Source organism: Xanthomonas sp. LF06-19, assembly GCF_034105425.1.
Lineage (GTDB): Bacteria > Pseudomonadota > Gammaproteobacteria > Xanthomonadales > Xanthomonadaceae > Xanthomonas_A > Xanthomonas_A sontii.
The window spans coordinates 1-13,309 of record NZ_JAXGGH010000009.1; the positions used below are offsets into that span (position 1 = coordinate 1).

Here is a 13,309-nt window from a genome sequence, read left to right on the forward strand (position 1 = left end):
GTCCCGGGTCCCGGCATCACTCCGCCACTTCCTCCACCTGCTTCGGCAGCGGCCGCGTATCCGGCAGCTGCCAGAAGATCAGGGTCGAGGTCAGGGTGATCGCGCCGACGCAGACGAAGGTCGCATGCAGCGCCGCGGTGGCGCCGTGGGTGTCGCCGAGATGGGTGTTGAACGCGGCCAGCAGGCTGCCGGCCGCCGCGGCGCCGAAGCCGGTGGCCAGCATCATCACCATCGACAGCAGGCTGTTGCCGGCGCTGGCCTGATCGCGGTCCAGGTCGCGCAGGGTCACCGTGTTCATGACGGTGAACTGCAGCGAGTTGACCGCACCGAACAGCGCCAGCTGCAGCAGCCGCCAGCCCAGCGGCTGGCCGGCGTCGAACAGCAGGAAGCTGGCCATCGCGGTGCCGACCAGCACGGTGTTGGTCATCAGCACGCGGCGGTAGCCGAAGCGCTCCACCAGCTTCACCGCCGCGCGCTTGGAGGCCATGCCGGCCAGCGCCACCGGGATCATCATCAGCCCGGCGTTCATCGGGCTCATGCCCAGGCCCACCTGCAGCAGCAGCGGGATCAGGAACGGCATGCTGCCGCTGCCCACGCGCGAGAACAGGTTGCCGAGGATGCCGATGCGGAAGCTGGCGACCTTGAACAGATGCAGCGGGAACAGCGGCGCCGCCGCGTTGGCCGCGTGCAGCCAGTAGCCGATCAGCGCCGCCAGCCCGGCGATCGCCAGCAGCATCACGAAGGCGTGGCGCAGGCCCAGCTCGGAGATGCCGTCCAGCGCCAGCGACAGCGCGACCATGCCGAAGGCCAGCATCGCGTAGCCGATCAGGTCGAAGCGGGTGCGTTGCTCGCCGTAGAAGTCCGGCATGATCTTCAGCGCGGCGGCGAAGCCGATCGCGCCGATCGGCAGGTTGATCAGGAATACCCAGTGCCAGGACGCCACCTGCACCAGCCAGCCGCCCAGGGTCGGGCCAACGAGCGGCCCGATCAGCGCGGGGATGGCGATGAAGCTCATCGCGCTGAGGAACTGCGCCCGCGACACCGAGCGCATCACCGCCAGCCGGCCCACCGGCAGCAGCATCGCGCCGCCGATCCCCTGCAGCACCCGCGCGGCCACCAGATACGGCAGCCGCGGCGCCGCCGCGCACAGCAGCGAGCCGAGGGTGAACAGCACGATCGCGGCCAGGAAGGTGCGGCGGGTGCCGTAGCGGTCGGCGATCCAGCCGGAGGCGGGAATGAACATCGCCACCGCCAGCGCGTAGCTGAACACCACCGACTGCATCTGCAAGGGGCTCTCGCCCAGGCTGCGCGCCATCGCCGGCAACGCGGTGTTGACGATGGTCGCATCCAGCATCTGCATGAAGATGGCCAGCGACACCAGCCACAGCAGCGGACGGAAACTACGCGCGTCGGGAACGGCGATCGGATCGGAGGAGGGCGCGGACATCGGCACGCAGGGGCGACGCGAGGGGGGCGATAGGATCGCGCAGATCGCGTCGCCGTGTCGTGCAGTTGCGCGCGTTGCGCGCTTGCGATGCAGCGCGCGCTCAGCGATCAGCGCTGTCGACGCAGGTATGGACGGCGCCCTGAAGCCGCTCCTACGCGAAAGCGCAAGAGATCGAGCGCACGGTCAGATCGCCGACCGTGCGCGAGACTGGAATCCCCAATCCCTAATCCCCAATCCCGGCTCTTAAGCGCGCCGACTATGCCGCTGCACCGCCGCCACCAATGCCCCGACATGCTCCGGCTGCATGTCCGGCGACAGCCCGTGGCCCAGGTTGAACACGTGGCCATCCAGCGAGCCGCCGTTGCCGTCGGCATAGCTGCGCAGCACGCGTTGCACTTCGCGGTCGATCGCCTCCGGCGCGCCGTACAGCATCGCCGGGTCCAGGTTGCCCTGCAGGGCGACGCGGCCGCCGGTGCGGCGCGCGGCGTCGGCCAGGTCGATGGTCCAGTCCACGCCCACACCTTCCGCACCGGAGCCGGCCAGCTCTTCCAGGTAGGGCGCATTGCCCTTGCCGAACAGGATCAGCGGGGTGCGCTCGGCGCCGTCGCCGCGCGCCAGTTCGCGGGCGATGCGTTGCAGGTAGGGCAGGGAGAATTCGCGGTACATCGCCGGGCTCAGCACGCCGCCCCAGGTGTCGAACACCTGCAGCGCCTGCGCACCGGCCGCGCGCTGCGCCGCCAGGTAGGCGATCACCGCGTCGGTGTTGACCGACAGCAGCTGGTGCAGCGCCGCGGGTTCGTTCAGCGCCAACGCCTTGATCCGCGCGTAGTTGTCGCTGCCGCCGCCCTCGACCATGTAGCAGGCCAGGGTCCAGGGGCTGCCGGAGAAGCCGATCAGCGGGACGCTGCCGTCCAGTTCGCGGCGGATCACCCGCACCGCGTCCATCACGTAGCGCAGCTCGGTTTCCATGTCCGGCACGCCGAGCCGGGCGATCGCCGCGGCGTCGCGCACGGGGTGGCGGAACTTGGGGCCTTCGCCTTCGACGAAGTACAGCTCCAGGCCCATCGCATCGGGAATGGTGAGGATGTCCGAGAACAGGATCGCCGCGTCCAGCGGGAACCGCGCCAGCGGCTGCAGGGTCACTTCGCAGGCCAGTTCCGGGGTCTTGGCCATGGCCAGGAAGCTGCCGGCGCGGGCACGGGTGGCGCGGTACTCGGGCAGGTAGCGCCCGGCCTGGCGCATCAGCCACACGGGGGTCTGGTCCACGGGCTCGCGGCGCAGCGCGCGCAGCAGGCGGTCGTTCTTGAGCATGGGGGATTCCTTAGCGCGGCGCGTCGGCGCCACGGGTGAACATGACCTGGAAGCCGCGCTTGAGCTGGGCGTCGCGGGCTTTCTCGAAGGCGGCGTTGGCGTCTTCCTGCTGCAGGTAGAGCTCGCGCCGCAGCTGCGCGCGGCCGCCGATCTGGCCGCTCTCGCGCAACAGTTCCCAGCCGCCGAGCAGGTCCGGCTGCAGGGTCAGCTGCAGGTAGCGTGGCGGCTCGTTGCCGTCGGGGCGTTGCTGGAGGAAGACGCGCATGTGCCGATTGTAGCGGGTGCCGGTGCAGGCGACGTGGCCCGGTCGGCGGAACGCAGCGGCCGCTCAGCCGGCACGGAAGCCGCGGCGATACGCCGACGGCGGCAACCCCAGGTCGCGCGTGAACTGCAGGCGCAGCGCGCCGGCACTGCCGAAGCCGCAGTCGGCGGCGATGCGCTCCAGCGGCAGGTCGGTGCGCTCCAGCAGTTGCTGGGCGCGGACCAAGCGCTGGTGCGCCAGCCACTGCACCACGGTGGTCCCGGTCACCTGGCGGAACTGCCGGGTGAAGCTGCGCCGACTCATCCGCGCGTGCGCGGCCAGCGCGTCCAGGCGCAGCGGCTGGTCCAGGCGCTGCAGCATCCAGTCCAGGGTCGGGCCCAACTGGGCGTCGCGGCGGCTGGCCGGCAGCGGCTGTTCGATGTACTGCGCCTGCCCGCCCTGGCGGTGCGGCGCCACCACCAGGCGCCGCGCGATGCGGTTGGCGACATCGGCGCCGTGGCGGCGCCGCACCAGGTGCAGGCAGCAGTCGATGCCGGCGACGGTGCCGGCCGAGGTCAGCACGTCGCCGTCGTCCACGTACAGCACGTCCGGCTGCAGCCGCACCTGCGGGTGGCGCTGCGCGAAGCGCGCCAGCGCCGCCCAGTGGGTGGTGGCGGGGCGGCCGTCGAGCAGGCCGGCATCGGCCAGCACGAAGGTGCCCAGGCACAGCCCGACCACCTGCGCGCCGGCGGCGTGGGCGCGGCGCAGCGCCTGGCACAGCGCCGCCGGTGCCGGCTCGGCGGCATCGCGCCAGGACGGCACGATCACCGTGTCGGCGTCGTCCAGCGCCTCCAGGCCGTGCTGCACCTGGATGGCGAAGCCGGCATCGGTGCGCAGCAGTCCCGGCTCGGCGGCACACACGCGCAGGTCGAAGGCCGGCAGGTCGGTGTCCGGCCGCGCTTCGAACACCTGGCAGGGCACCGCCAGGTGGAAGGGACTGATGCGATCGAAGGCGACCACGGCGATGCGATGCGGCGACATGGCCCGATTTTAGCGAAAACGGTGTTTCGGGCCACTCGTCGACGCGGGTGCGGCCACCGACACTGGCTGCCCCTTCGCCGGAGTCACCCATGTCCTCTCCACGCCGCGCCCTGCTGGTCATCGATGTCCAGAACGACTACTTCGACGGCGCACTGCCCATCGCGCATCCGCCGGTGGCGCAGTCGTTGCCCAACATCCTGCAGGCCATGGACGCGGCGCAGGCGCACGGCGTGCCGGTGCTGGTGGTGCAGCACACCGCGCCGGCGCAGGCGCCGGTGTTCGCCGACGGTAGCGCCGGTTGGGCGTTGCACCCGCAGGTCGCCGCGCGGCCGCACACGCGGCTGCTGCGCAAGACCCGGCCGAGCGTGTTCGCCGACACCGACCTGGCCGACTGGCTGCAGGCGCAGGCGATCGACACCCTGACCGTGGCCGGCTACATGACCCACAACTGCAACGCCTCCACCGTGTACGAGGCCTTCCACCGCGGGTTGGCCGTGGAAGTGCTGGGCGACGCCAGCGGCGCGCTGCCGTATGCCAACGCCGCCGGCCAGGCCAGCGCCGAGGAGATCCACCGGGTGTTCGGGGTGGTGTTCCACAGCAACTTCGCCGCGGTCGCCGACACCGCGCAGTGGATCGCGGCAGTGCAGGCAGGGCAGCCGCTGCCGCGCGACAACGTGCTGCAGTCCAACCGCCGCGCGCGGGACCTGGCATGAGCGGCATGCCGCGGGTGCTGCGTGCGCGCGAGTTCACCGGCAGCCGCGCCTGGGAGGCGCTGCCGGTGGCGCTGCTGGACGGGATCGGCGTGCGCATCCATTGGACCGACCAATCGTACGTTTGGCACGTCAACGACGGGGCGGAAGTATTCGTGGTGCTGGACGGACAGGTGCAGATGCGCTGGCGCGTGCAGGGCATCGAGCAGGCGGCGCTGCTGCAAGCCGGCGACGTGTTCCATGCGCCGGAAGGCACCGAGCATGTGGCGCACCCGCAGGGTCCGGCGCGGGTGCTGGTGGTGGAGCGCGACGGCAGTCCGTGATTGCCGGGATCGCTCCTGGCCGGCGGGCGCCGCGATGGTACCCGGGACGTGCCGCTGTCGATGACGTGTGTACAGGGCGACGCACACTGCGCGTTCTGATGTGCGTTCTATCACGGAGCCATCACTGGCGATCTGGCGTCATTGGGACAGGCTATGCCGCTGCGTGCGCACAGAGATCCTGGTGTCACGGCATCGCCATTCACCACGAGTGCGGACGCGGCCGGTATGCGAAGCCAGAGCGATGGGCGGTTCCCTGGGCAGCACCCCGAGGTCGGGGCGGGACGGGATCCCGCGCGGCCTGCTGCCATTTCCGACGACGTCATGTCGTTGCGCGCGCCACGTCGTCGCGCGAGCGCTTATCAAACGCCACGCAGGGCGTGCGGCCTGGGTCGGGTCACTGTCTTCGCCGGATTGGCGGTGCTGTGCCTGCTGATCCTCGGCGGCTGGGTTTGGCACGCGCACCGCCAGCAGCCCGCGCCGGCGCCCGAGCCCTTGCGCGTGCAGACCATGACCGTCGCGCCGCACCGGGTGCCTGACATCATCGAGACCTCCGGCACCCTGTTGTCGCCGCAGACCGTGGAGGTGCGCGCGCAGGCCGACGGGGTGCTGCAGTCGGTGCTGATCCATGACGGCGAGCAGGTCCACGCCGGGCAACTGCTGTTCACCATCGATCCGCGTCCGCTGCGGGCGGCGTTGGCGCAGGCGCGCGCCACCCTGGCCCGCGACCAGGCGCTGGCGGCGGATGCGGCCGATACCGAGGCACGCTACGCCAAGCTGTCCAGGACCGGCGCGGTGGATCCCAAGACCTACACCACGGCGGCCGACACGCTGCGCTCGCTGCGCGGCACCGTCGCCGCCGACCAGGCGCAGGTCGAGCAGACGCAGCTGTCGCTGGCCTACACCCAGGTCCGCGCGCCCATCGACGGCCGCGCCGGCGCCATCGCGGTCAAGCCGGGCAACCTGGTGTCCAGCGGGTCCAGCACCGCGCTGGTCACGCTCAACGTCAGCACGCCGATCGAAGTGCGTTTCGCGCTGGCGCATGTGCAGGTCGATGCGGTGCGCGCCGCGCCGCTGGGGCACCAGGGCCTGGGGCTGCCGGTACTTGCGCTGGATGCGGTGAACGGCACGCTGCTCGAGCGCGGCGAGGTGGCGTTCCTCGACAATGCCTTCGACACCAGCAGCGGCACGCTGGAGCTGCGCGCACGCTTCGCCAACGCCGGCGCCACACTGTGGCCGGGGCAGTTCGTCACCGTGCGGGTGATCCTGGCCGAGGACCCGCAGGCGCTGTCGGTGCCCGAGAGCGCCTTGCAGCAGGGACAGCAGGGGCCGTACGTGTACTGCGTGGTCGAGGGCCATGCCGTGTCGCGGCCGCTGACCGTGGCGCGGATGGTCGACGGGCAGGCGGTGATCGCCAAGGGCCTGCGCGCGGGCGATCGCGTCATCCTCACCGTGCCCAACGAACTGCGCGACGGCACCGCGGTGCAATCCGGCAACCAGCACGCCACGCCGACCGCGGCGGCGACCGGACGGCATGCGTGAATCTGTCGGCGCTGTTCATCCGCCGCGCGGTGATGACCTCGGTGCTGATGATCGCGCTGGTGCTGGCCGGCGGCATGGCCTACTTCGCGCTGCCGGTCAGCGAGCTGCCCGACGTCAGCTTCCCGACCATCACCGTCAACATGTCGCTGCCCGGCGCCAATCCCGAGACCATGGCCGCGGCGGTGGCGACGCCGCTGGAGCGCCAGTTCAGCGGCCTGCCCGGGCTGGACACGATGAGTTCGACCAGCAGCGTCGGCAGTACGCGCATCGTGTTGCAGTTCGCGTTGAGCCGCAATGTCGATGCCGCCGCGCAGGACGTGCAGAACGCGGTGTCGCAGGCGGCCGGCCTGCTGCCGCGCGAGATCAATCCGGCGCAGATCCAGAAGGAGGATCCCAGCGCCGCGCCGATCATGCACCTGATCCTGCGCTCCAGGACCATCGCGCTGCCGCTGCTCAACCAGTTCGCCAAAGACCGCGTGGCGTTGCGCCTGGCCTCGGTGCCGGGCGCCGGCCAGATCGATGTCAACGGCGCGCAGAAGTACGCGGTACGCCTGTTCGTCAACCCGCACCTGCTCGCCGCCCGCCACCTGGGCTTCGACCAGGTGGTGTCGGCGGTGCAGGCGGGCAACAGCAACGCGCCGGCCGGCACACTGATGGGGCGCGCGCGGTCCTACACCGTGCGCGCCGACGGCCAGCTCAAGCGCGCGGCCGATTTCGACGCCATGGTGCTGAGCTACGCGGACGGCGCGCCGGTGCGCCTGCGCGACGTCGGCCATGCCGAGGACAGCGTCGAGAACCTGCAGACCGCCGCCTCGCTCAACGGCCAGCGCGCGATCGAGATCAACATCCACCGCCAGCCGGGCGCCAACACGCTGTCGGTGACCCAGGGCATCCAGGCGGCGCTGCCGGGGATTCGCGCGCAGTTGCCCGGCGACGCCCAGCTCGACGTGCTCTACGACCGCGGCGACTACATCGGCGCCTCGGTGGAGGACGTGGAGTGGACCCTGGTCGGCTCGCTGGTGCTGGTGATCGTGGTGATCCTGCTGTTCCTGCGCAGCTGGATGGCGACCCTGATCGTGGCGCTGGTGCTGCCGACCTCGCTGATCGGCACCTTCGCGGTGATGCGGCTGCTGCACTTCAGCCTGGACAACATCTCGATGCTGGCGCTGACCCTGTCGGTCGGCTTCGTGGTCGACGACGCCATCGTGGTGATCGAGAACATTGTCCGCCATGCCGAGCAGGGCGCCAGCCGCATGGACGCGGCTATCGCCGCCTCGCGCGAGATCGGCTTCACCGTGCTGTCGATGACGGTGTCGCTGTCGGCGGTGTTCCTGCCGATCGTGTTCATGGGCGGGCTGGTCGGGCGGTTGTTCTCCGAGTTCGGCATGGTGATCGCGATCGCGGTGATCCTGTCCGGCATCGTCTCGCTGACCCTCACGCCGATGCTCGCCAGCCGCTGGCTCGACCCGAAGAAGAGCGCGGGCTGGGTGTTCGAGCGCTTCGACCGGCTGGTCGAGGCCAGCGAACGCGGCTACGCGCGCTCGCTGGCCTGGGCGACCGAGCGCATCGGCCTGATGTGCGTCATCGGCGTGGCCACCCTGGTCGGCACCGCCGGCGTCTACGCCGTGGTCGAGAAGGGCTTCATCCCGCAGGTGGATTCGGGAAAGATCGACGGCGATACCCGTGTGCCCGAGGGCACCGCTTTCGCCGACTTCGTGGCCAAGCAGGCGGCGGTGGTGAAGATCATCCAGCGCAATCCCAACGTGGCCAACGTCGAATCGGTGATCGGTTCGGACAACTCGCTCAGCAACAGCGGGCGCCTGTTGATCGGGCTCAAGCCGCTGTCCGAGCGCAGCGGCAGCGCCGAGGAGGTGATCCAGGACGTGCGCAAGCAGGTCGCCGCGATCCAGGGCATCACCCTCAACATGCGCAATCCGCCGGCGATCGACATGGGGCCGACGGCCTCGAACGGGTCGCTGCAATACGTGCTGCAGTCCACCGACCAGAAGGCGCTGTACGCCCAGTCCGACAGCATCCTGCAGCGCCTGCGGCAATTGCGCGACGTGCAGGATCCGCAGAGCGACCTGCAGCTCAAGAACCCGGAGATCGAGGTGGTGCTGCACCGCGAACAGGCCGCCGCGCTGGGCGTCACCGCCGCGGGCCTGCAGGACACCCTGGCCAGCGCCTACGGCGGCCGCAAGATCAGCACCATCTACGGCGACACCGATCAGTACGAAGTGCTGCTGCAGGTCGATCCCGCGGCGCAGGCCGACCTCAACGGCCTGGATGCGCTGTCGTTCAACGGCAACCAGAATCCCGGCATCACCGCGATCGGCACGCAGACCTCCAACAGCAGCTCCGGCACCAGCGCGGTGCTGACCGCGGCCGGCGGCCCGATGGTGCCGCTGCGCGCGGTGGCCGACGTGCGCATGGGCGTGGGGCCGGTGGCGATCAACCATTACGCCGGCCTGCCGGCGGTGACGCTGTCGATGAACCTGGCGCCGGGCGTGTCGCTGGGCGAGGCCGCCGCCGGCATCGGCAACCTGATGGCGCAGACCCTGGGCAAGGACGACGCGCGCGCCATCAGCGGCCAGTTCGCCGGTTCGGCGCAGGCCTTCGAGAATTCGATGAAGACGCTGCCGATGCTGCTGCTGATCACCGTGCTGCTGATCTACGGCGTGCTGGCGATCCTGTACGAGAACGCGCTGCACCCGATCACCATCCTGACCTCGCTGCCGCTGGCCGGGTTCGGCGCCATCCTCATGCTGGTGCTGTTCCGTCAGGAGCTCAATCTCTTCAGCTTCGTCGGCCTGATCCTGTTGGTCGGGCTGGTCAAGAAGAACGGCATCATGATGGTGGACTACGCGCTGGACCTGGAGCGCTCGGGCGATGCGCGCTGGCAGCAGCCGCGCGCGGCGATGCTGGAAGCGGCCACGGTGCGCTTCCGCCCGATCATGATGACCACCCTGGCGGCGGTGCTGGGCTCGTTGCCGATCGCGCTGGGTTTCGGCGCCGGTGCCGAGGCGCGGCGCCCGCTCGGCATCGCCGTGGTCGGCGGCCTGCTGTTCTCGCAGGCGCTGACCCTGTATCTGACCCCGGCCTTCCACATCGCGATGGCCGAGTGGCTGGCGCGCCGCCGCGCACGTCGCAACGGCACCGCGCCGCCATCGGCGCCGACGCTGCCGGAGCCGGCCTGATGCGCGCGCTCGCGCTTGGCGCCGCGTGTCTGCTGTCGGCGTGCAGCCTGACGCCGGCCTATGTGCGTCCCGCCGCACCGATCCCGCCGTCGTGGCCGGTGGGCGACGCCTACCTGGCGCAGCACGAGGCCACGCTGCCGTCGCTGAGCTACCGGCAAGTGTTCGCCGACCCGCGGCTGCAGGCGCTGATCGCGCAGGCGCTGGACAACAACCGCGACCTGCGGATCGCGCTCGCCGATATCGCCCAGGCGCGAGCGCAGTACCGCATCCAGCGCGCGGCCCTGCTGCCGGAGGTGGGGGCCAGCGCGACCTATACGCGCTCCTATCGCGGCAAGGGCGCGGCGCCGGGCAACGACACGACCCAGGGCGGCAACGCAGCGGCTGCGCCGGCTGCCGGTTATGCCAGCAACTACGACCTGGGCGTGGGCGTCACCGCGTTCGAACTCGACCTGTTCGGGCGGCTGCACGCGCTGAGCACGGCTGCGCAGCAGCGCTATCTGGAACAGGAGGCCGCGGCCCGGGCCACGCGCCTGACCCTGGTCGGCGACATCGCCACGACCTGGCTGACCTATGCCGGCGACCGCAGCCTGCTGACGCTCGCGCAGGACACCGAACGCAGTGCCGGCGCCAGCGTGGCGCTGACCGCACAGCGGGTGGATGGCGGCATCGTGCCGCATTCGGACCTGGACCAGGCCAACCAGGTGCTGCATGCCGCGCAGGCCGACCTGGCTGCGCAGACCACGGCGCTGGCGCAGGACGTCAATGCGCTGCAGTTGCTGGTGGGCGCTCCGGTCGATCCGGCACTGTTGCCGGGTTCGATCGAGGAGGTCGCGGCCAGCATCGGCGATCCACCGGCCGGCCTGGACACCAGCGTGCTGCTGCGTCGGCCCGACGTGGTGCAGGCCGAATACGAACTGCGTGCGGTCAACGCCCAGATCGGTGCGGCGCGTGCCGCGTTGTTTCCCAGCATCAGCCTGAGCGGCCTGCTGGGCCTGACCAGCACCGCGCTGTCGCAGCTGTTCACCCACGACGCGCGCACCGCGTCGGTGGGCGCCGGCGTCGCCTACACCGTGTTCGATGGCGGCGCGGCGCGCGCCAATGTGCGCTACACCGAGGCGCAGCGCGATGCCGCGGTGGCCGGTTACGAAAAAACCGTGCAGACCGCCTTCGGCGAAGTGGCCGATGCCCTGGCCCGGCGCGGCACCATGGATGCGCAGGTGCAGGCGCAGCGCGCGCTCCTCGCCGATGCCGCCAACACCTACGACGCCAGTGCGCAGCGCTACCGCGAGGGCGTGGAAAGCGCGCTGTCCAACCTGGATGCGCAGCGCAGCTACTACGCTGCGCAGCGCAGTCTGGTCGCGGTGGAACTGACCGCGGCCACCAATCGGGTGACGCTGTATCGCACCCTGGGCGGGGACGCGTCGCTGGAGCGCGCCCAGCCCTGAGTGCGTTGGGGCGGGTAGGGCGGCACGCCGCAGCCAGGACGCGCTGCCTGACGTGCCGCCGGTGCTGCGCTTACTTCAGGTGCTCGCGCAGTCCGTCGCCCGCCTGTTGGATCGCGGTCCGCACCGCGGGCACGTCGCGCAGGGCATTGAGCAGGCCGAAGTCATGGATCAGCCCGTTGTAGCGGGTCACCGTGACCGTCACCCCGGCCTGGTCCAGCTTGCGGCCGAAGGCTTCGCCCTCGTCGCGCAGCACGTCCAGCTCGGCGGTCTGGATCAGCGTCGGCGGCAGGCCGGCGAGTTGCGCCGGGGTGGCGCGCAGCGGCGAGGCGGTGATCTCGGCGCGGGCCTTGGGATCGGTGGTGTAGTTGTCCCAGAACCAGGTCATCATGTTGCGGGTGAGGAAGTAGCCGCTCTGGAACTGCTGGTACGAGCCATCGTCGAAGCGGGCGTCGGTCACCGGCCACAGCATCAGGTCGTAGCGCAGCGCAGGTGTTCCGGCCGCCTTGGCCTGCAGCGCCACGGCCGCGACCATGTTGCCGCCGACGCTGTTGCCGGCCAGCGCCAGGCGCTTGCCGTCCACGCCGATCTGCGCGCCATGCTCGGCCACCCAGCGGGTGGCGGCATAGGCCTGGTGGATGGCGACCGGATACTGCGCTTCCGGCGACGGCGTGTAGTCCACATAGACCGCCACCGCGCCGGAGGCGTTGACCAGGTCGCGGATCAGGCGTTCGTGGGTCGGGAAGTCGCCCAGCACCCAGCCGCCGCCGTGGAAGAACATGAAGGCCGGCAACACCTGGCCGTCCGTGTGCGGCGGCCGCACGATCACCAGGTTCAGCGGCTTGCCGTCGGCCTGGATGGTGGTGCGGCTGACCTCGGCCGGCGGCAACGGCGTATTGGCCTGGGCATCGCGCAGCACCTGCCGCGCCTGCGACGGGGTGAGCTGTTCGATCGGCTTGCCGCCGCTGCCGTTGAGCGCATCGAGGAACGTCGCGACCGGGCGCAACGGCGCGGGCTGGTCGGCCGGCGTTGCGGCGGTGGCGGTGCCGATCGCGCCGGCCAGCATCGAGGTGGCGAGCAAGGGAAGCAGGGTCTTCATGGCGGTTTCCTGGGGCATGCCGGGCGGTGTGCCGGCGACAGGAGTGACTTTGCGCGCCAAGGCGATACGATAGGTGGTAAATTGTCCTTAAAACTTTACCTGGAGTGCCAAATGGCCGATCGCCTGGCCGCCTTGTTGACCCACTTCTCGGTCAGCGCCGAGGTCTTCCACGCTGGCACGCTGTGCGGGCTGCACCGGCTCGACGACGGCGACCGCGGGCAACTGCACCTACTGCGCCAAGGCAGCGTGGTCGTCCACAACGGCGATGGCAGCGTGCTGCGGATCGACCGGCCCAGCCTGCTGCTGTACCCGCAGGCCATGCCGCACCGCTTCGAGACCGATGTGCAACGCGGTGCGGACTTCGCCTGCGCGCACCTGCGCTTCGGTGGCGGTGCGGCCAATCCGCTGGTGCGCGCCTTGCCGGCCTGCATCTGCCTGCCGCTGGACGCGCTGCGCCAGGGGGAGACGCTGCTGCAGATCCTGTTCGAGGAAGCGTTCGCGCTGCATTGCGGGCGCCAGGCGGTGTTGAATCGCTTGTTCGAGGTGGTGCTGGTGCACGTGATCCGCGAACTGATGGAGCAGGGGCTCGCCGACGGCGGCATGCTCGCCGGGATGGCCGATGCGCGGCTGCGGCTGGCGCTGATCGGTATCCACGACGCCCCGGCGCAGCCGTGGACGCTGGAGAGCCTGGCCGCGCGTGCCGGCATGTCGCGCAGTGCGTTCGCGCGCAGTTTTCGCGAGACGCTCGGGTGCACGCCGGGCCAATACCTGCAGGACTGGCGCATCGCCCTGGTGCAGCGCGGCCTGCGTGAAGGACGGCCGCTGAAGCAGCTTGCCGACGAGGTGGGCTACGGCAGCGAGGCCGCGGTGTCGCGTGTGTTCAAGGCGCAGGTCGGGCAGAGTCCGCGCGCGTGGCGGCAGGCGCGCTGAGCGGGGGGCAGTCGCGGGTGGCCGGGCGC

The 13,309-nt window shown here is 70.7% G+C and carries 11 protein-coding genes; 6 read left to right on the forward strand and 5 right to left on the reverse strand.

Features of this window, described 5'->3' with window-relative positions; genetic code table 11:
* Positions 1-16: 16 nt before the first annotated feature.
* The 4 genes from mdtD to SLW55_RS17105 all read right to left on the reverse strand — a co-directional run bounded on the left by mdtD (position 17) and on the right by SLW55_RS17105 (position 4,040).
* The gene (gene mdtD, locus SLW55_RS17090; RefSeq protein WP_267092580.1) at positions 17-1,447 is read right to left on the reverse strand and encodes a multidrug transporter subunit MdtD; all 1,431 of its coding nucleotides are present in this window, start codon (positions 1,445-1,447) and stop codon (positions 17-19) included.
* A gap of 243 nt (positions 1,448-1,690) precedes the next feature.
* Positions 1,691-2,758 (reverse strand): uroporphyrinogen decarboxylase, encoded by a 1,068-nt coding sequence (hemE, locus tag SLW55_RS17095; RefSeq protein WP_267107060.1) that lies wholly within the window; start codon positions 2,756-2,758, stop codon positions 1,691-1,693.
* 10 nt (positions 2,759-2,768) lie between these two features.
* Positions 2,769-3,023, reverse strand: a complete 255-nt coding sequence (locus SLW55_RS17100; protein ID WP_010344159.1) for a WGR domain-containing protein — start codon at positions 3,021-3,023, stop codon at positions 2,769-2,771.
* Positions 3,024-3,086: 63 nt separating this feature from the next.
* A complete protein-coding gene (locus SLW55_RS17105; RefSeq protein ID WP_320745473.1) occupies positions 3,087-4,040 on the reverse strand; it encodes a helix-turn-helix domain-containing protein in 954 nt (317 codons plus the stop codon).
* Positions 4,041-4,129: 89 nt separating this feature from the next.
* Here SLW55_RS17105 and SLW55_RS17110 point away from each other — a divergent pair, with 89 nt between their 5' ends.
* The 5 genes from SLW55_RS17110 (at position 4,130) to SLW55_RS17130 (ending at position 11,254) form a co-directional block, all read left to right on the forward strand.
* The gene (locus SLW55_RS17110; protein ID WP_295918204.1) at positions 4,130-4,753 is read left to right on the forward strand and encodes a cysteine hydrolase family protein; all 624 of its coding nucleotides are present in this window, start codon (positions 4,130-4,132) and stop codon (positions 4,751-4,753) included.
* Complete coding sequence (locus tag SLW55_RS17115) at positions 4,750-5,073, forward strand: cupin domain-containing protein (RefSeq protein WP_267111638.1); 324 nt, start codon at positions 4,750-4,752, stop codon at positions 5,071-5,073. Before SLW55_RS17110 ends, SLW55_RS17115 begins: the two co-directional genes overlap by 4 nt.
* 417 nt (positions 5,074-5,490) lie before the next feature.
* Positions 5,491-6,612 carry an efflux RND transporter periplasmic adaptor subunit gene (locus SLW55_RS17120; RefSeq protein WP_295910419.1) on the forward strand — a complete coding sequence of 374 codons (1,122 nt, stop codon included), beginning with the start codon at positions 5,491-5,493 and terminating at the stop codon, positions 6,610-6,612.
* A complete protein-coding gene (locus SLW55_RS17125) occupies positions 6,609-9,809 on the forward strand; it encodes an efflux RND transporter permease subunit (protein ID WP_320745474.1) in 3,201 nt (1,066 codons plus the stop codon). The genes SLW55_RS17120 and SLW55_RS17125 overlap by 4 nt, the downstream gene beginning before the upstream one ends.
* Positions 9,809-11,254, forward strand: a complete 1,446-nt coding sequence (locus SLW55_RS17130) for an efflux transporter outer membrane subunit (protein WP_320745475.1) — start codon at positions 9,809-9,811, stop codon at positions 11,252-11,254. The genes SLW55_RS17125 and SLW55_RS17130 overlap by 1 nt, the downstream gene beginning before the upstream one ends.
* A gap of 70 nt (positions 11,255-11,324) precedes the next feature.
* Here the strand turns inward: SLW55_RS17130 and SLW55_RS17135 are convergent, their stop codons facing one another.
* Positions 11,325-12,350, reverse strand: a complete 1,026-nt coding sequence (locus SLW55_RS17135) for an alpha/beta hydrolase (protein ID WP_267099192.1) — start codon at positions 12,348-12,350, stop codon at positions 11,325-11,327.
* 111 nt (positions 12,351-12,461) lie between these two features.
* On the opposite strand from SLW55_RS17135, the gene SLW55_RS17140 reads away from it, so the two are divergent.
* A complete protein-coding gene (locus SLW55_RS17140) occupies positions 12,462-13,280 on the forward strand; it encodes an AraC family transcriptional regulator (RefSeq protein ID WP_320745476.1) in 819 nt (272 codons plus the stop codon).
* Positions 13,281-13,309 lie beyond the last annotated feature (29 nt).